16 protein-coding genes and 1 tRNA gene are annotated in these 16,568 nt (G+C 46.6%); 6 read left to right on the forward strand and 11 right to left on the reverse strand.

Features of this window, described 5'->3' with window-relative positions; genetic code table 11:
• The 10 genes from A3GK_RS0101045 to A3GK_RS0101090 all read right to left on the reverse strand — a co-directional run.
• Positions 1–308: helix-turn-helix domain-containing protein (locus A3GK_RS0101045; protein ID WP_018027675.1), on the reverse strand; the 308-nt coding region annotated here is incomplete at its 3' end.
• A gap of 298 nt (positions 309–606) precedes the next feature.
• On the reverse strand, positions 607–2,100 hold the full coding sequence (locus A3GK_RS0101050; protein WP_026161629.1) for a Do family serine endopeptidase: 1,494 nt from the start codon (positions 2,098–2,100) through the stop codon (positions 607–609).
• A gap of 184 nt (positions 2,101–2,284) precedes the next feature.
• Positions 2,285–4,156: a YgiQ family radical SAM protein gene (locus A3GK_RS0101055; protein ID WP_018027677.1), complete on the reverse strand. Its 1,872-nt coding sequence runs from the start codon at positions 4,154–4,156 to the stop codon at positions 2,285–2,287.
• Between the two features lie 187 nt (positions 4,157–4,343).
• Positions 4,344–4,496, reverse strand: a complete 153-nt coding sequence (locus tag A3GK_RS11125; protein ID WP_021903514.1) for a DUF4295 domain-containing protein — start codon at positions 4,494–4,496, stop codon at positions 4,344–4,346.
• A 49-nt stretch (positions 4,497–4,545) separates the two neighbouring features.
• Complete coding sequence (rpmG, locus tag A3GK_RS0101065) at positions 4,546–4,734, reverse strand: 50S ribosomal protein L33 (RefSeq protein WP_018027679.1); 189 nt, start codon at positions 4,732–4,734, stop codon at positions 4,546–4,548.
• Positions 4,735–4,766: 32 nt separating this feature from the next.
• Entirely contained in the window at positions 4,767–5,024 is a 258-nt protein-coding gene (rpmB, locus tag A3GK_RS0101070) for a 50S ribosomal protein L28 (protein WP_018027680.1), read from the reverse strand.
• A 124-nt stretch (positions 5,025–5,148) separates the two neighbouring features.
• Positions 5,149–5,523, reverse strand: coding sequence for a preprotein translocase subunit SecG (gene secG / locus A3GK_RS0101075; protein ID WP_018027681.1), 375 nt, complete (start codon positions 5,521–5,523; stop codon positions 5,149–5,151).
• 90 nt (positions 5,524–5,613) lie between these two features.
• Complete coding sequence (locus tag A3GK_RS0101080; RefSeq protein ID WP_018027682.1) at positions 5,614–6,336, reverse strand: hypothetical protein; 723 nt, start codon at positions 6,334–6,336, stop codon at positions 5,614–5,616.
• 17 nt (positions 6,337–6,353) lie between these two features.
• The gene (locus tag A3GK_RS0101085; protein WP_018027683.1) at positions 6,354–6,869 is read right to left on the reverse strand and encodes an LptE family protein; all 516 of its coding nucleotides are present in this window, start codon (positions 6,867–6,869) and stop codon (positions 6,354–6,356) included.
• A gap of 4 nt (positions 6,870–6,873) precedes the next feature.
• A complete protein-coding gene (locus A3GK_RS0101090) occupies positions 6,874–8,148 on the reverse strand; it encodes a sigma-54 interaction domain-containing protein (RefSeq protein ID WP_018027684.1) in 1,275 nt (424 codons plus the stop codon).
• A 539-nt stretch (positions 8,149–8,687) separates the two neighbouring features.
• Between A3GK_RS0101090 and A3GK_RS0101095 the strand changes: the two genes are divergently transcribed.
• From A3GK_RS0101095 to rbr, 6 genes are all read left to right on the forward strand, one after another.
• Positions 8,688–9,338, forward strand: a complete 651-nt coding sequence (locus A3GK_RS0101095) for a redox-sensing transcriptional repressor Rex (protein ID WP_018027685.1) — start codon at positions 8,688–8,690, stop codon at positions 9,336–9,338.
• Positions 9,335–9,910: a hypothetical protein gene (locus A3GK_RS0101100; protein ID WP_018027686.1), complete on the forward strand. Its 576-nt coding sequence runs from the start codon at positions 9,335–9,337 to the stop codon at positions 9,908–9,910. The genes A3GK_RS0101095 and A3GK_RS0101100 overlap by 4 nt, the downstream gene beginning before the upstream one ends.
• 2 nt (positions 9,911–9,912) lie before the next feature.
• Positions 9,913–11,070: a type IX secretion system outer membrane channel protein PorV gene (porV, locus tag A3GK_RS0101105; protein ID WP_018027687.1), complete on the forward strand. Its 1,158-nt coding sequence runs from the start codon at positions 9,913–9,915 to the stop codon at positions 11,068–11,070.
• A 4-nt stretch (positions 11,071–11,074) separates the two neighbouring features.
• Positions 11,075–11,557 (forward strand): 2-C-methyl-D-erythritol 2,4-cyclodiphosphate synthase, encoded by a 483-nt coding sequence (ispF, locus tag A3GK_RS0101110; RefSeq protein ID WP_018027688.1) that lies wholly within the window; start codon positions 11,075–11,077, stop codon positions 11,555–11,557.
• 127 nt (positions 11,558–11,684) lie between these two features.
• A tRNA-Gly gene (locus A3GK_RS0101120) sits at positions 11,685–11,757 on the forward strand.
• A 196-nt stretch (positions 11,758–11,953) separates the two neighbouring features.
• Complete coding sequence (rbr, locus tag A3GK_RS0101125; protein ID WP_018027689.1) at positions 11,954–12,556, forward strand: rubrerythrin; 603 nt, start codon at positions 11,954–11,956, stop codon at positions 12,554–12,556.
• Positions 12,557–12,678: 122 nt separating this feature from the next.
• On the opposite strand, the gene A3GK_RS0101130 is transcribed toward rbr, so the two are convergent.
• Positions 12,679–16,485, reverse strand: coding sequence for a DEAD/DEAH box helicase (locus tag A3GK_RS0101130; protein ID WP_018027690.1), 3,807 nt, complete (start codon positions 16,483–16,485; stop codon positions 12,679–12,681).
• Between the last annotated feature and the right edge of the window lie 83 nt (positions 16,486–16,568).

The raw sequence follows: 16,568 nt of genomic DNA on the forward strand, positions 1-16,568 counted from the left end.
TTTAGCCAACCAGAAATTTGCTGTGGAGACCAATCCTCTCTTAGCTTTTCGATCACTTTCTTCCACACACCTTTCCCTATCTTCTTGTTTCGCTTAACCCTTTCCTTATCCTCATTGGCCAGCATTTGGGCGTGCATTTGGGTATATCTTCCACTCTTGTTGGCATTCCTCTTAATCTCCCTAGTAATGGTAGATGGNGAGACTCCTACAAGCTCAGCGATCTCTTTTTTCAACAAACCCTTTTTTAGACCGCTCTCAATTATGTATCTTTGATCAAGGGTTAGATGTTTGTACTTTTTTTTGTTCATAAAACAAATATACTAATCCCATGGGAGGTTTCGGCCTCCCATTTTTGTTTTATGAATCCACACTCCCTTCTTTGCCCTTTTTCACGGCTTATTTGGTGGCCGTACGGCCACCAAATAAGCCGTGAAAAAGGCAGTCCCTAGTACCTCAAAAATTGCACTTCGGTTTAGAACTTAGGTGACCCCGATTCACTCTGAAAGTTCAAAGGTGGAGATAAAATAATAAGCCTCAGTGCTTACACAGCACTGAGGCTTATTCAGAATCACAAAAACAATAAACTATTCGATCACAAGTTTTATTTTATAGCTCTACTGCAATATATCTTATCCTACCGTTGGGGAGCATCCCTTTGATGAAGAGGACTTTGTCCTCGCCTCTATTAAGGATGGATTGGGTGATGCTCTCCACCTCTTTTTCTGAGCGAATAGGTTGGTTATTGACTTCAAGGATAATAAAGCCTTTGGCGATGCCTGCTTCGGCAAACTTGCCCTGGCGGTCTACCCCTGTCACAATCACTCCATTACTGATGCCTAGTTTGCGGGCGGTCTTCTCGTCCAATGCTTTGAAGGAGGCACCGAGTGAGCTAAAGGAGCTTTGCTCTACGATGCTGGTGGTCCCTTCGCTATTCTTTAGTACTACCTTGAAGGTATGTGACGTGCCTTTACGATCAACGGTTATTTTGACCTCATCTCCAGGGTTGTACTTACTTACCTGCTCTTGAAGCTCTGCCATACTGCGTATCTTTACGCCATTAAGGGAGGTGATAACGTCGCCTACTTTCAGACCTGCTTGCTTGGCAGCACTTGTGCCAGCGAAATCGGCTATAAAGGCACCTTCGGTGACCTTAAGATCGTACTCTTTACTTAATTGACTATTGATATTACCTCCCATCACTCCTAACTGAGCTCTCTGTACTACGCCATACTTCTTGAGGTCGGTGACGATCTTGCTGGCGATGCTCATTGGTACAGCAAATGAGTAGCCTGCATAGTTGCCAGTCTGTGAGTAGATCATGGTATTAATGCCTATGAGCTCTCCCTTGGTGTTGACTAGAGCACCACCTGAATTCCCTGGGTTGACAGCTGCATCGTGCTGAATAAATGAGGAGATTCGGAGGTCGCCTTGCTGCACAGCCTCACGCCCCTTGGCACTTACTATACCTGCGGTGACGGTACTCTGTAGGTTGAATGGATTGCCGATAGCAAGTACCCACTCTCCCACTCTTACGGCTTCGCTATCACCGAATGGTATTGGGTAGAGGTTGGTGGCATCAATCTTGAGGAGCGCGAGGTCAGTAGCGGGATCGGTACCGATGATTTTTGCTTCGTACTCCTTATTGTCATTGGTGCTTACCGTGAGCTTGGAAGCACCTGCTACTACGTGGTTATTGGTAATGATATATCCGTCGGTACTGATAATTACACCCGAGCCAAATGCTACTTGGGTAGGAGCTTCACCACTTTCGCCTTGTCCTCCAGGGATGCCAAAGAAAAACTCAAATGGATCGAAAAACCTTGAGGATTGTCTCCGGCTTATGGTTGCTTCACTACGAATATTGACCACTCCATTGATACTTTTCTCAGCGGCCTCTACAAAGTCGGGGGCTCCACTGGAAGATGAAAAAAGTGCGGGGGTCATCTTGGGTTGTTTGAATACCCCACCTGCTTCTGACGTCCTCGCTTCGTACGTTGCGTCTTCACTTTTTAGGCTATTAGAGTAAACGGCCGCCCCTCCCATTGCTCCTATCAAGGAGCAACTCAGTGCTATTCCAGCAATCATTAATCCTTTTTTCATTGTATTCTATGCTATTATTTATTACTTGACTAGTTGCAAATTAAAGGAATAAATGGAACATTTGCAACCGCTCTAAGCGGTTATTTAACAATAAGAAAGCATATCCCGCGGGGTATGCTTTGACGTTTATAAATGATTAACTTGAGAGAGGTATCATTTTGCAACATATAATCATTGAGGTGCTTTATGGCCGTCGTCCTCTCTTCTTAGACTGTCCTTTTCGAGTGGATACTCTATTACCCTTGGGTATTTCTTGATCGCCAAATAGACTCTTTATGAGGTCGTTTCGCCCTATCTTCTTAAGGGAGTTGATGATAGCATTTCGCTTCTCTCTTTGATACCAAAAGAAATATTGCCTCTGGGTCTCCTTGGCTTTCTTTCCTCTTGCTACAGGGATCTCTTGGAGCGTGTAGGGGTGTATACCGCTATAGTAGATGACGGTGGCAACGGTCATTGGAGTAGGGGTGAAGTCTTGCACTTGCTCTAGATGGAAGTTGAGTGACTTGGTGATGACCGCTAACTCTGCCATATCGGCTTCAGTGCAACCTGGGTGGCTACTGATGAAGTAGGGGACAAGCTGTTGCTTTAACTGGTACTTACTATTGATTTGGTCGAAGATGTTCTTGAACTTGTAGAAGGTGTCAAAGGAGGGTTTCCTGATGATATCTAATACTTTGGTAGAGGTATGTTCAGGTGCTATTTTGAGCCTTCCCGAAACGTGATTTTGGATCAATTCTTCGGTATACTGCCTTGCCGTTTCCTTAAGGTCGGGCGACTTGTAGTCGTGCACAAGCATATCGTACCTTACACCACTTCCGATGAAGCTTTTCTTAATGCCCGGGAGGGCGTCTACTGCCTTATATACATTGAGTAGAGGTCGGTGGTCGGCATTGAGATTGGGGCATATCTTGGGGTAGAGGCAGGAGGGACGTAGGCACTTTTGGCAGACATTCATATCCTTTCCATGCATCTGATACATATTGGCGCTTGGTCCACCAAGGTCGCTAATGTATCCTTTAAAGTCAGGCATTTTCGTCACCTTCTTTGCCTCTTCTACAATAGATTCTTGGCTTCTGGAGACGATAAACTTCCCTTGGTGTGCTGAGATGGTGCAGAAAGCGCAACCTCCGAAGCAGCCGCGGTGCATATTGATAGAGTGTCGAATCATCTCGTAAGCACGTATGGTCTTGCCCCTGTATCGAGGGTGTGGAAGTCGGGTGTAAGGGAGTGCGTAATAGCTATCGACCTCTGCCGTGGTGGGGAGAGGGTAGGGTGGATTGACTACGATGACCTCCTCTCCGATCTCTTGATAAAGCCTATGAGCATTGAGCGAGTTGCTCTGCTCCTCAATGTGGCGAAAGTTCTTGGCATACGCCATCTTGCTCTTAAGGCACTCCTCGTGGCTGTGTAGCTTGATATCATCTTCCTTTGGAGTGAACTGGGCAGCAGGTATGGTGTAGGCTACTTGGGGAAGTTGTTTGATATTGTCTAGCGATGCCCCCTTATCAAGTAGTGAGGCGATCTCTAGCACCGACTTTTCTCCCAGCCCATAGAGCACTAGGTCGGCATCACTCATATAGGGCATTCCTGGCAGTAGCTTATCCTGCCAATAGTCGTAGTGGGTAAGCCTCCTAAGTGATGCTTCGATGCCGCCCAATAGGATAGGCGTATCGGGGTATAGGTCCCTCAGTATACGGGTATAAACCAAGCTAGGATAGTCGGGACGCATATCGGAGCGCTCATCGGGAGTGTAGGCATCATCCGACCTGCGTCTTTTGGCAGCGGTATAATGATTGACCATGGAGTCCATATTTCCTGGAGATACACCAAAGAATAGTCGGGGCTTACCGAGCTTCTTGAAGTCCCTAAGGTCGTCACGCCAATTGGGTTGTGGCACGATGGCCACCCTGTAGCCTGCACTTTCGAGTACCCTACCAATAACGGCATTGGCAAAAGAGGGATGATCCACGTAGGCATCACCACTCATGATGATGACGTCCAGCTCGCTCCATCCTCTTTGCTCTACTTCCTTTTTAGAAATTGGTAACCACTCCATCTACTAATTACTTGCCACTCTTGATTATTGCATAAAAGTAAAAAGCTTAAAAGGTTGCATCAAGTCCTTTTAAGCTCTTACCTATATCCAGCGAAGTGAGAAATAATTGATCTCACCAGTGTCGCTTTTTTTCCCCTTATGATTGTCAGCCCCCTCTAATGTTATTTTTGTGTCGAAAGCAGATAGATTACTTCTTCACGTACTCCTTAACCATCTCGTTAGGCACCATCTCCTCCTTGAAAATGTACGCCCCAGTCTTAGGTGACTTCACCATCTTGATAACCTTTGAGAAAGTACGTCCATCGCCTTTCTGCAGCTTCGACATCGCTTTCTTTGCCATAGCTTGCTCCTTCTATTTTATACGTTAATCTATTCCTTGCGTAGACCTATCACTTAATCTCCTTATGTATTGTCATACGTTTGAGGATAGGATTGTACTTCTTCAGCTCCAATCTACCAGTGGTATTCTTCTTGTTTTTGGTGGTAACATACCTTGAAGTCCCTGGCAAACCGCTCTCCTTATGCTCTGTGCACTCTAGTATTACTTGTACACGATCGCCTTTACCTTTCTTAGACATATCTTCCTTGCTTTATACGCTGTGTTTGTTAGTTACTTGTCCAGGACAATTATCTCCTTCAGGTGTCCTTGTGCGTTAGCCCTCTCAAGTGCTGCATTGAGGCCGATCTTATTGATAAGGCGTAGCCCTGCTGCAGACACACGGATTCTGATCCAGCAATCTTGCTCAGGCCAGTAAAAGTTTCTATCAAAAAGGTTTGGCTTAAACGTCCTCTTAGTTCTTCTTAGAGAGTGAGAAACGTTATTACCTGTAATAACCTTCTTGCCTGTGATTTGACAAATTCGTGACATCTCTTATTTATAAATGCTTATATATTATACTTACGATTGGCAAAGTAACCAAAAAAAGACGAGACTACCAAGTTTTTCAACTATTGAGTCTACAAAAACGATCTCTTTCAGCCTCTTAGCTCTGTTACTCAGTCACTGGCTCAGAGGGAGTTTGCTCTGCAGGAGCCTCGGTAGCGGCAGACGTGTCGCCAAATGGTGTTGCTGCCTCTGGTGCTACTGGCAGGGTAGCCTGGTCAACGTAGTCAGAGATTACACTCTCTGATTGGGTGCTTGTGCTACGTGGTGCCCACTTCACAGAAATAATTGCGAGTACGGCTATAGCAATTGCCAGTCCCCAAGTGATCTTCTCTATCAGGTCGGTGGTCCTCCTCACTCCCATAACGTTGTTGCTTGCTGCAAAACCAGAAGCTAGTCCACCACCTTTAGAGTTTTGGATGGTGATGACGAAGACAATCGCTATGGAAGCCAATACGATCAGTATTGAAAGAAATACATACATACGCTCTTTTTTCTATACTTTTATGCTGTTCTATATACTTCGGATATCCGAGGTGCGTGCCTATAATTGAGCATCCCTTTATGGCTTTTGCTACCTATTTTCCGAATTGTTTTCAATTAATTTCTTGAGAAAGTTTAATTGTTCGGCAAAGTAACCACTTTTTTTGGGAAATTCCAAATTTATTTGTGTTAATATGCGTTCGGCTCGTTGGTACTTTCCCTGTCGAATGTACATACGAGCTAGGGTTTCGGTGAATAGTTCTTCCTCTGTTTCGATAGGGTGGTCTGCGGAAGTACTTTTTGCTGGGAAATTAGATTGCTCGGAGGTTTGTGGAGTGTCGGGTGTTACTCCTATCACCTCTGCTTTCTCGCCCAGGTCTAGGAACTCCGATATTATTTCCTCTGTATTTTGTTGCTCAACTACTGTCTGCGTTGCTGGTGGCGTAGCAGGGGTGGCATCGAGTAGCTCCTCTATGTCCGAGCTATCTTCTGGGTGCTGCTCCAAAAAGGCATCAATGAGTCCGAAGCTGCTGTCTTTGCTTTCGCTTAAAGGGGTTTTATCGTTTTGAATAAGAGAAGTAGGGTTGGCATTGAGCTGGTTATAGAGCCTCCGAAGATTTGGTAGTGCTAGTGCTCTTTCGTGGAGCTCGCTGGCATACCTCAGGTCGTTCACCTTGTGTAGGAGCAGCAGTATCAGTGTCTGCAGTGGTGCCGAGTAGGGGTACTGCCTGCTCAGCTCCAGTAGCTCTGGTAGGTGGTGTTTATCGGCGGTATGCGGTTGCTCGATGATTGATTTAAGCTCGTCTTTGGTCATATCTATGGGGCATCAATTTACCAATTCTCTACGGTGGCATTAAAGATCTGATTGATAATATCCTTCGTGAGGTCCTCTATCAATTGGTCTTGCACGTCATTAAACATCTGCGAGCTATCAAAGACGGTAAAAGAGGTGAATTCTCGCTCAAAGCTCTCCTCCTCATTTACCGTGTTGGTATATCTGATATTCACCCTCATCGTCAGTTTGGTCTTAGCAGCATAGGCATCGGCCTGAACCGCTTCTGCCGTAAGGTCATATCCTACGATCTCCCCTTCTATGTTGAGGTCGCCTATCTGATTGGTTTGCGAAAGCCGTGTCTGCTTTTGAAACCTATCCTTAAGGTCCTCAGAAAGTTTTTGGGCCAAAGGAGGGTAGACGATGGGGGCTAGGTTTTGGAAGTCAGAAATATGGATGGTCTTTACCTTGGTGTAGTCGATACTGGCTCCATTAAGACTATATGAAACCTTGCATCCCGCCAATATGATTGCCAAGATGGTGCCTACTCCTATAAAGTGAATACTGCTCTTCATTATTTTAGCCCTCTCTATTTAGTTTACGGTATAACGTTCGCTCTGATATATCCAGATCTTCAGCTGTTTGTCGCCTAGCACCGTGATTTTTCTTCAGTACATAGTCAATGTACCTCTCCTCCATCTCCTTGAGCGTTATTACTTTGCCATCTTCTAGCAGGTCGTGGAAGTCCTCCGCATGAGTTAGCTCGCTCTCCTCCTCCTGTATCCCTAGGTCGGTAATGGGGTTGTGAGCTGGAGCGGCTAGACTTTGGATAGGCTGGGTAGCCATGTGCTGGCTTTGTAGCAGTCTGTAGAGGAGCTGAGTCAATTCCCCTACATTGCCCTGCACATCTCGCAGCATCGTATAGAGTGCTCCTAGAGTGGCATTGTTTTCAAGTGTATCCCCTCCGGATCTATTGTCGAAGTTTTGACCATTTGGCTGGTGTGGAGCGTCTCCTCCCCTATAGTAATCAGAGATGATGGCTGGGTGGCGAACAAGCGCATTGGTAGGTAGGTGTGCAAGCAGCACTTCGGAGGTTACCACTCTATCCTCCACCAAAACACTTAGTCGCTCCACAAGATTGCGCAATTCACGAATATTGCCAGGCCATGAGTAGGTCTCTAGTAGCTCCCTCCCATCCTCACTAAGGCGGATAGGTGGCATCTGGTACTTATCTCCAAAGTCGCCAGCAAACTTTCGGAAGAGTAGAGAGATGTCATCGCCCCGCTCCCTTAGCGGTGGCAACTCTATCGTGACCGTATTGAGACGATAGAGGAGGTCTTGCCTAAATCGACCACGTTTTACGGCTTCTGCTAGGTCCACATTGGTGGCAGCAACCACTCGGATGTCGGTACGCTGAACTTCCGAAGAGCCTACCTTCATAAATTCTCCCGACTCCAGCACGCGCAATAGCCTTGCCTGAGTGGCCAAAGGGAGCTCACCTACTTCGTCCAAAAAAATAGTCCCTCCATTAGCCACCTCAAAGTAGCCTCGACGCTCGGTGACGGCATCGGTAAAGGATCCCTTCTTGTGACCAAATAGCTCGGAATCAATCGTACCCTCAGGGATAGCACCGCAGTTGACCGCTACATACGGGCCATGCTTGCGAATGCTATTTTGATGTATGAGTTGCGGGAAAGCCTCCTTTCCCACGCCACTCTCTCCAGTAACCAAGACGCTTACATCGGTAGGGGCGATGAGCAAAGCCACTTCTATCGCACGAGTGAGCCCTGCCGAGTGCCCCACAATCCCAAGCCGGCGCTTGGCTTCTCCTACTTTGTCGCTGTATTTATTCATATATATATTATACCAGTCCTCTCTTATTTAGTATTCCTCAAAGGTACCTCTTTTTAGTTAATATCTAAAATGTGTGGCATCAAAAGCGAGGGTTATGCATTAGAGATGTCAATCGTGGGGATCCCCATTCACCCAGAGTTTCAAATGGCTAAATAAGGCGGAAAAACTAACTAAAAGAGGGCCGTGAAACCCCATTTTATAACTAGCTGTAATTCAATGTCATACGGAATCGTTTGCCGAGATGCAACTAAGCGATCGGCGAGATGCAACTAAGCAAAAGCTTTCTTGCAACTCGGCAAATGCTTAGTTGCAACTCGCCGATTGCTTAGATGCAAGAAGGATTTTATCTGATTATATTGAAGTAAATATCTTGTTGCAACGTTCCATTTCCCGACCTTGTATTAGGCGTAAAAATAGCACCTTTATCCTATCTATAGCCATCTTAGGATGAGCCAAGAAGGGAGCTTTTAGGTCTGCTGGGGTATTAATCTCAAAATTTATTTATAAGTTTGCAATACGTACAGAGAATATATTAGTATATGAAGAGAAAAATAAGTGGTGGTAGTATTGTGCCAGAGCCAGCATTGAGGCGACTCCCTTGGTACTTAGCGTATGTCAAACTATTAGAGGCTCAAGGTGAGAAGGTGGTTTCTTCTACTCATATTGCCAAGAGTACAGGGGTGGATTCGGCACTCGTGGCTAAAGACCTCTCCTATGTTTCGATCGTGGGAAAAACGCGTGTGGGATATGATGTGGCTGAGATGGTGGAGGTACTGGAGAGCTTCTTGGGCTTCAATCTATCGCACAAAGCTTATATATTTGGAGTGGGCAATCTAGGTGCTGCCTTGATGCACGATAGAGGGCTCTCTCAGTTTGGTATGGATATTGTTGGGGGCTTTGATATCCGAGATGAAGTGGTAGGTGAGGTGATAGGTGGGTCGCCTGTTTATCACTTATCGGAGCTTAAGGAGCGGCGAGATAAGGAGGTATCCATAGGGATATTGACCGTGCCAGTGGATGTAGCCCAGGAGGTGACCGATAAATTGGTGGAGTGTGGAATCAGTGCTATTTGGAATTTTACCCCATTTAGGATTATGGTGCCAGACCATGTGGTGGTGCAGAATACCTCTATTTACTCACACCTTGCTGTGATGTTTCATAGAATTGATGAGGCTATTAGTGGGTTATGAAACTCTTTAGCTCGTGGGTGTCTGGAGCTGCGGAGATAAGGCACTTTGTGGCACGACCCGACAATGTATTGAGTAATTCGGGTAAGGATTTTTACCAACCCGATTGGATGCACGGATTGGAAGCCAAGGCTATGTGGCTTGTCCGTATCAGCAAGGTAGCTAAGTGCATAGACCCAGCTTTTGCCAGTAGATATTACGAAAATCTGTCGGTGGGGGTCTCTCTGAGAGCCAAGGAATTGGATGGTAGCTTGCCTGAGAGCATGAAGGAGGATTTCGATTGCTCCCTCTTTCGGTGGAGTGAATGGCTAACGTATGACGAGATGAGCCGGCACTCTATGAAAGGTGTGAAGATGCTAACTACTGATCACCTCGAGGAGGCGCGTCAATTGATGCTCCCTGAGAGGACTTTGATAGAGGCCGTCATCACTGAACTCAGTCGGTACTACCTCCTCAAGATAGGCGATCTAGTGGCTATACCAGCTATGGAGCAGGTATGGGAGATGGAGCGAGAGCAGGGCCTATTTATTTGTAATGAGCAAAATGAAGAATTGGTATTCTTAAGGATTAAGTGAGTATGAGACAATTACTGATTTGGGGCAAAAGTCTACTGGTGAGTACCGCCCTACTATTATGGGTGTGGGGAAATAATGCCAGTGCTCAAGAAACTGGAAGTGCCAAGACCTATAGCCCTGTGCTAACTGGAGCACCTATCTTATCGATTACTCCCGATGCCAGGAGTGCCGGAATGGGAGAGGTGGGGCTGACGACAACAGCCGATGCGCACTCTATATATCACAATATCTCTAAGCTTGCCTATATAGATAAGGAGTGGGGCGTCTCATTTGTCTATACCCCTTGGCTCTCTGAGGTGGCTAAGGATATCAATCTCTCCACCCTCACTGGGTATTACTCTTGGGGTAATACAGGCGAGATCAATCATGCGGTGTCGGCCTCTCTCAGATATTTCCATATCGGAGAGGCGATGGCTTTTCAGCGTGAATTGATGATCCCGACGACTATTGTCCCATACGAATTGGCTGTGGATCTGGGTTACTCGATTGCCCTTAATCAGCACTGGGCATTAGGGGCTTCTATGCGTTATTTGAGGAGTGACTATAACTACTCAGTGGGCGAGGTCAAAGGGTTGATCAATAACTTCCTCGTAGATATTTCGGCCACCTATCAGACAGGTCTTACGTTCTCAAATGATATGAAGGGGGCACTTAGAGCTGCTGTGGCCCTCAATAATGTGGGTGGTAAGATGAGCTATGATGGTGGTCGCTCTTCTCTTTTCGCTCCCGCCAAGATGAGAGTGGGGGTTGGGCTCGATCTCGATGTCGCACCACAGCATCAGGTAGGGCTACATCTGGAGGCCAATAAATTATTAGCTCCTACCTTCAATCCTAGTGATCGGAAAGCTCCTGACGCCTACAATAAGATGAATATGTGGCGAGCTATGGGGAGCTCATTTGGTGATGCTACTGGTGGCGCCTCGGAGGAGTTCAATGAGGTAATGTGGTTGGTGGGTGCAGAATATACCTATGACAGCCGCTTCTTTGTTCGCTCTGGCTATCATTACCAGCACCCTACCAAGGGAACTAATAGTGGTTTTACTTTGGGGTTAGGATTTATTTATGAGTGGGCAAAGGTGGACCTTTCCTATTTCCTAGCTACTCAGACCAATTCACCTCTTAATAATACATTCAGACTAGGTGTAGGAGTTAATTTTTAGTTCTATGGTACCATTTAGAGTAGGCCAAGGGTATGATGTCCATCGTTTTGAGTCGGGACGAGAGCTATGGCTTGGAGGGGTGAAGATCGAATACCCTTTGGGACTGAAGGGGCACTCCGATGCCGACGTGCTACTGCATGCGATTAGTGATGCATTGCTTGGAGCATTGGCACTGAGGGATATCGGCTATCACTTTCCCGATAATGACCCTAAGTATAAGGGAGCTGATTCGAAGCAGCTGCTGAAGGAGGTGGCGAGGCTTGTGCTCCAAAAAGGTTATAAGGTGGGGAATATTGATGCCACGATTGTGGCCGAGCAGCCCAAGATAAATCCGTATGTGCCCGCAATGCAGGAGGTAATTGCACAGCTGCTCTCAGTAGACGTTGATCAGGTATCTATCAAAGCAACGACTAATGAGCAGATGGGGTTTACAGGACGTCAGGAGGGGATCTTGGCACTTGCTACCGCTTTAGTCTATAGGGATTGAAGCGCTTGAGCCCATACTGGATGAGCAAAACTATTTTTTTCTTGGCTAGATATTTGGTGGTTTGAAATAATTGTCGTACCTTTGCAAAGCAAAAGAGGAGAAATGCTCCTAACATTGCAAAACATCTGCGGAAATAGCTCAGTTGGTAGAGCACAACCTTGCCAAGGTTGGGGTCGCGGGTTCGAGTCCCGTTTTCCGCTCTTTTGTCTAAAAGCTTCTTTGTAGTTTTACAAGGAAGCTTTTCTTCTTTTGGAGAGCTTCTTACGAGCATATACCTACTTGTAGGTACTTTTATGCTTTTATTGCTTGTTTATTTCCCTAATTATGATTAGCTTTGTAACGAATGAGGGGCTAAGTGCTCCAAAGGAATAACTAATCATAAATAAAAGGTAAAGTATGGCAACAAAAAGTTTGAAGGGTACACAGACCGAGAAGAACCTAATCTTTTCTTTTGCTAATGAGAGCCAAGCACACGCTCGTTACAGCTTCTTTGCAAGCCAGGCGAAGAAAGATGGTTTCGTAGAGGTGCAAGCTTTCTTTGAGCAAACTGCAGACCAAGAGAAGGCACACGCTAAGAGATTCTTTAAGTTCCTTGAGGGTGGAATGGTCAATGTAAATGCAGAGTTCCCAGCAGGTACTATTGGTACTACTCTTGAAAATCTAGAGACTTCTGCTAAGCTAGAGCATGAGGAGATGGAGAGCGTATATCCTGGATTTGCTGAGACTGCAGAGAAGGAGGGCTTCCCAGTTATTGCTGCTGCTTATAGAGCTATTGCTGTTGCAGAGGGCGAGCACTCTAGAGTGTACAGTGAGTTTGCTAAGCGTATCCGCGAGGATAAGATGTTTGAGAGCGATAAGGAAGTGGTATGGCAGTGCCGTAAGTGTGGTTTCCTTATGAAGGGACTTAAAGCACCAGCTAAGTGCCCTGCATGTGAGCATCCAAGGGATCACTTCCAGAGACATAGCGATGCACCTATTGCACCTATCTCAACCCTTTAATTGGGTGGTTCAATAGATTGCTATTGACATGAATAAAGGCGGGTAACCTATGGGTTATCCGCCTTTATTCGTAGTTAGTCGAAAGTCGCAACTCTCTCTTCGTGGGTCTGTACTTATTCAGATTACTTGAAGAGGTCGGCGATGTCGTCGCGGGAGAAGCTCTTTTGGATCTTATCGGTTTGGATAATATCTTCGGAGAGGGAGCGTTTGCTCTCTTGTAGCTGTAGGATCTTTTCCTCGATGGTCTCTTTGCAGACAAGGCGATAGGCATTGACGTGCTTCTCCTGCCCGATGCGGTAGCTTCGGTCGATGGCTTGGTTTTCTACTGCAGGGTTCCACCAAGGGTCGATGAGAAAGACGTAGTCGGCAGCGGTGAGGTTGAGCCCTGTGCCACCGGCCTTAAGGGAGATGAGGAAGACCCGTATCTCATCATCCTCTTGAAATTGCTGGACCACCGCCTCACGATTGGTAGTGGATCCATCGAGGTAGACGTAGGGGATGTCCTCTAGCTCTAGTCGCTTCTTGACGAGGGCGAGCATGGAGGTGAATTGTGAAAAGACGAGGGCTTTGTGCTCCGACTCGATTTCACGGAGGTTGCGCATCAATATATCTAGTTTGATGGACTGTGTACCGTAGTCCTCGCTCTCTGTGGAGATAAGGGCTGGGGAGTTGCAGATCTGTCGTAGCTTGGTGAGGGCTTGAAGTACCATCATCTGTGCCTCTCCTTCGCTAGATTTCTCCATTTCGCTAAGCAGTTGCTCGCGGAAGTGCTCCTTGTGACTATCGTAAACCTTTCGCTGCTCCTCTTTCATCTCGCAATAGAGGACTGTCTCTGTCTTATCGGGCAGTTCGGTGGCTACTTGCTTCTTTGTCCTACGAAGGAGGAAGGGCTGTGTCATATCCCGAAGTAGATGAGTGCTTCGCTCGTCGCGTTGCTTATCAATCGCATTGGCAAAGTTTTGGCGGAAATGGTCCATGCTGCCAAAGATACCTGGATTGAGAAAGTTCATCTGGGCGTAGAGGTCGAAGGTATTGTTTTCAATCGGAGTACCTGTGAGGGCAAGGCGGTGGTTCGCTTGAAGAAGACGCGCTGCCTTGTATCGCTTGGAGAGTGGATTCTTAATCGCTTGGCTTTCGTCGAGTATAGCATATTCAAAGGTGATTTGAGAGAGCTCCTCAATGTCGTTGGAGACCACTCCATAGGTGGAGAGGATGATGTCGTACTGTGAGAATAGCTCTCTTAGGGAGGCTCTATCGCCTCCTCGGTAGACTAGATAGGTGAGGGAGGGGGCAAACTTATCTAGCTCTTTTTGCCAATTGAATAGCAGTGAGGTGGGTAGCACGATGAGGTGTGGGGGTAGGGGCTTTTTGCCACTTTGCTCCTTGAGGTGCTGTAGTAGGGTGATCACTTGTAGGGTTTTTCCTAGTCCCATATCGTCGGCAAGGCAGCCTCCTAGTTGGTTTTGGTTGAGGAATAGTAGCCAATCAAAGCCACTCTGCTGATAGCTTCTCAGCTCTGCATTGATCCCTTTGGGGATCGGGTGGGGAGTGAGCTTGGTGAGGTTTTGAAGTCGGCGACGGAGCTCCATCATCTCCTCTATGTATTTGGGTCGCTTGGGGAGGTCGTCGTAGAGCTGATCAATAATATTGAATTGGTAATTTGAGATCTCTATCTTGTCTTTGCGTAGTCGGCCAACTTGGAAGTATCGAGCATACCGTTCTAGCCACTCCTCGGGAAGGATTCCGACGGTACCATCGGAGAGCTGTATGTATTGGCTCTTATTCATCACACTCTTCCGTACCTCTTGTAGCGAAGCTGTCTGTTTGCCAAACTTGATATTGATCTTGAGGTCAAACCAATCTATCCCACTCGAGGTGGAGATAGAGATGGTGGGGGTGTGGAGGTTGTAACGGAAGTTCTTTAGGCTCTCAGAGCCATAAATCTGTACCCCTTTATTGCGTAGCTTTTCGCTAGAATTGAGGAGCCAGTTATCCTCCATCAGTTGCTCTCCTGTAAGGGTGAATTCGATAGCTGCGTCATCGAAAGAGGGATGCAGACTGCGGAGGTACTCTAGGTACTGGTTCTCGAAGTCGGCATCACGCTCTAGTAGTGTATTGGTCTCACGGTCGTAAAGAGGGGCTCTATCAGTTAGAGGTATAGAGTCTTCGCCGTACTGTATTGCTGGGGTGAGGCGGATAGTCCCCTCATCAGTATCGGTGAGGAAGAGTTGGGCTGTGGCTTGCTCTGCTTGCAGTTGTTGCTTATTATGTACTTCTGAATTGATTTCAAAGAGCTTGCCGAGGGGTTTGATGACCGTATCGTAGAGCTTTGGTAGATCCTTTGGTTGGTAGAGGATCATCGGCTTTTCTCTATTGAGTACCTGTAGGTGGTAGTTGAGCATCTGATAGTCTGCTGCCGACCTGAAGATGTAGACCTCCTTGTAGTCAACGATCACAAAAGCTTGATGGATCATCATAGTGTCAGGGTTGATCTCTATCTCTTGGTCGCCTGCATGTAGGGTGGGGCGAAGCTTTATCAATTGCTGATTAAAGTCGGTCTGGATAAGGTCAAGGCGAACCTCTGCCAGTTCGTCGTGAAGCTCCAGCTGAGTCAGTCGCTCAAGCCCCTTTTGTTCGAATTTCTGAATATCGAACTTGTCAATGTATAGATAGAGGGGGTGTTGTTTTAGGATACCTCTGAGTTGATGTATGGTAGCCACAGACTCTACGGAGGGCTTGTATTCCCACGAGCGCTCGTCTATCGTATTGCTAAGCTGTAGGTAAGAAGTGGCGTGAAGAGCCTCCTCGTCGGTGAGGTTGGAGAGCTGGAGGGTGAGCTTCTCAATATTTTGGAGGGTGACGAAATTGAGATTGAGCCTACCCGATGCAGCTAGTTTGCCACGAGCTGGTAGGGGTAGCCAGCACCGATTGATATTGCTATTAAAGCGATATGAGATAGGAGAGATATAGAAGAATAGTTGAAACCTATTCTGTGCCAACTTTCGAGAGAGCTCGGGGTCTGCTTTGGGTGTGGTACTCTTAAAGTTGAGACCCAGTGCCTTTAGGGTATCTGCGGGGTCTGAGATGCAAAGGTCATCGGGTTGCATCAGCATATAATGCCCATCCTGGTCGTAGGCAAGTTGTCCCTCAGTGCGGAGTGGATCCTCCTCAGGAAGCTTGGCTTGTAGGTCGGCAATGAGTTGGTCTCTTCCGTAGTCTGGATTGAAGAAGAGCTCGGGAAGGGTCTCCTTGATGCTGGTCAATGCTACTTCAATATGCCTGCAGGGGGACCACTCCTCATAAGATTTACATTCCGTGCAGGTGCAGGTGGCTGTAATGAAGTGGGCTGGGATATCGACCTCAAAGTCCTGCTGATATAGTTGAATAGAGTCGTGGACAGTAGTCTTTACTTTGCCGTTATCTATATCTATCTTTTTGTAGCTTATTGTATCCGATCTTTTATGGGTGCAGACTAGATCCATCGTCAGTTCATCGATTTGGTAGCTCTCTGTTAGTGGAATGTGCAGACCTTGAGATACGGGTGACTTCTTGTTCTTAAGCAATGGAGAGTCGTGATAGGTGCCATGCTCTGAAGGGATCATAAAATAGAGAGCCCGTAGGATAGACATTATTATTGTCTTTTGGTCGAATCCAAATAGGTTCTTAGGAAGGTCCTCAAATTGGATGGTTTTATTGGTGAAATTGACGGTGGCGGCTACCATTCTTTCACCCAGCTCAGCACTAGAATAACCAGTCAGTGTAATTGAAAGAATAAAAGACACTACGGATTTATCATTGGGCAAAGGAATTGCATAGCTAGGGAGAGCTGTAAGGTTGAAACTCCTGGAGATAGTCTTTTCTCCAATCTTATTATCTGCAATGTACTTGGTAATTATTTCTTGAAGTGGGTGAATTGCTCTATCTGCCATACGAACTCATTAAACCTATTCTTATATATTCTGTAAAGGTACCCAATTCTACCGTAATAGATGCAAAAAGGGGTAGACGACAC

It is taken from the genome of Porphyromonas somerae DSM 23386, assembly GCF_000372405.1.
GTDB classification, from domain to species: domain Bacteria; phylum Bacteroidota; class Bacteroidia; order Bacteroidales; family Porphyromonadaceae; genus Porphyromonas_A; species Porphyromonas_A somerae.

Bases quoted from the DNA above. Each gene is read 5' to 3' on its own strand.
- A3GK_RS0101050 (WP_026161629.1), bottom strand. From the start codon at position 2,100: ATGAAAAAAGGATTAATGATTGCTGGAATAGCACTGAGTTGCTCCTTG.
- A3GK_RS0101055 (WP_018027677.1), bottom strand. From the start codon at position 4,156: ATGGAGTGGTTACCAATTTCTAAAAAGGAAGTAGAGCAAAGAGGATGG.
- A3GK_RS11125 (WP_021903514.1), bottom strand. From the start codon at position 4,496: ATGGCAAAGAAAGCGATGTCGAAGCTGCAGAAAGGCGATGGACGTACT.
- rpmG (WP_018027679.1), bottom strand. From the start codon at position 4,734: ATGTCTAAGAAAGGTAAAGGCGATCGTGTACAAGTAATACTAGAGTGC.
- rpmB (WP_018027680.1), bottom strand. From the start codon at position 5,024: ATGTCACGAATTTGTCAAATCACAGGCAAGAAGGTTATTACAGGTAAT.
- secG (WP_018027681.1), bottom strand. From the start codon at position 5,523: ATGTATGTATTTCTTTCAATACTGATCGTATTGGCTTCCATAGCGATT.
- A3GK_RS0101080 (WP_018027682.1), bottom strand. From the start codon at position 6,336: ATGACCAAAGACGAGCTTAAATCAATCATCGAGCAACCGCATACCGCC.
- A3GK_RS0101085 (WP_018027683.1), bottom strand. From the start codon at position 6,869: ATGAAGAGCAGTATTCACTTTATAGGAGTAGGCACCATCTTGGCAATC.
- A3GK_RS0101090 (WP_018027684.1), bottom strand. From the start codon at position 8,148: ATGAATAAATACAGCGACAAAGTAGGAGAAGCCAAGCGCCGGCTTGGG.
- A3GK_RS0101095 (WP_018027685.1), top strand. From the start codon at position 8,688: ATGAAGAGAAAAATAAGTGGTGGTAGTATTGTGCCAGAGCCAGCATTG.
- A3GK_RS0101100 (WP_018027686.1), top strand. From the start codon at position 9,335: ATGAAACTCTTTAGCTCGTGGGTGTCTGGAGCTGCGGAGATAAGGCAC.
- porV (WP_018027687.1), top strand. From the start codon at position 9,913: ATGAGACAATTACTGATTTGGGGCAAAAGTCTACTGGTGAGTACCGCC.
- ispF (WP_018027688.1), top strand. From the start codon at position 11,075: ATGGTACCATTTAGAGTAGGCCAAGGGTATGATGTCCATCGTTTTGAG.
- rbr (WP_018027689.1), top strand. From the start codon at position 11,954: ATGGCAACAAAAAGTTTGAAGGGTACACAGACCGAGAAGAACCTAATC.
- A3GK_RS0101130 (WP_018027690.1), bottom strand. From the start codon at position 16,485: ATGGCAGATAGAGCAATTCACCCACTTCAAGAAATAATTACCAAGTAC.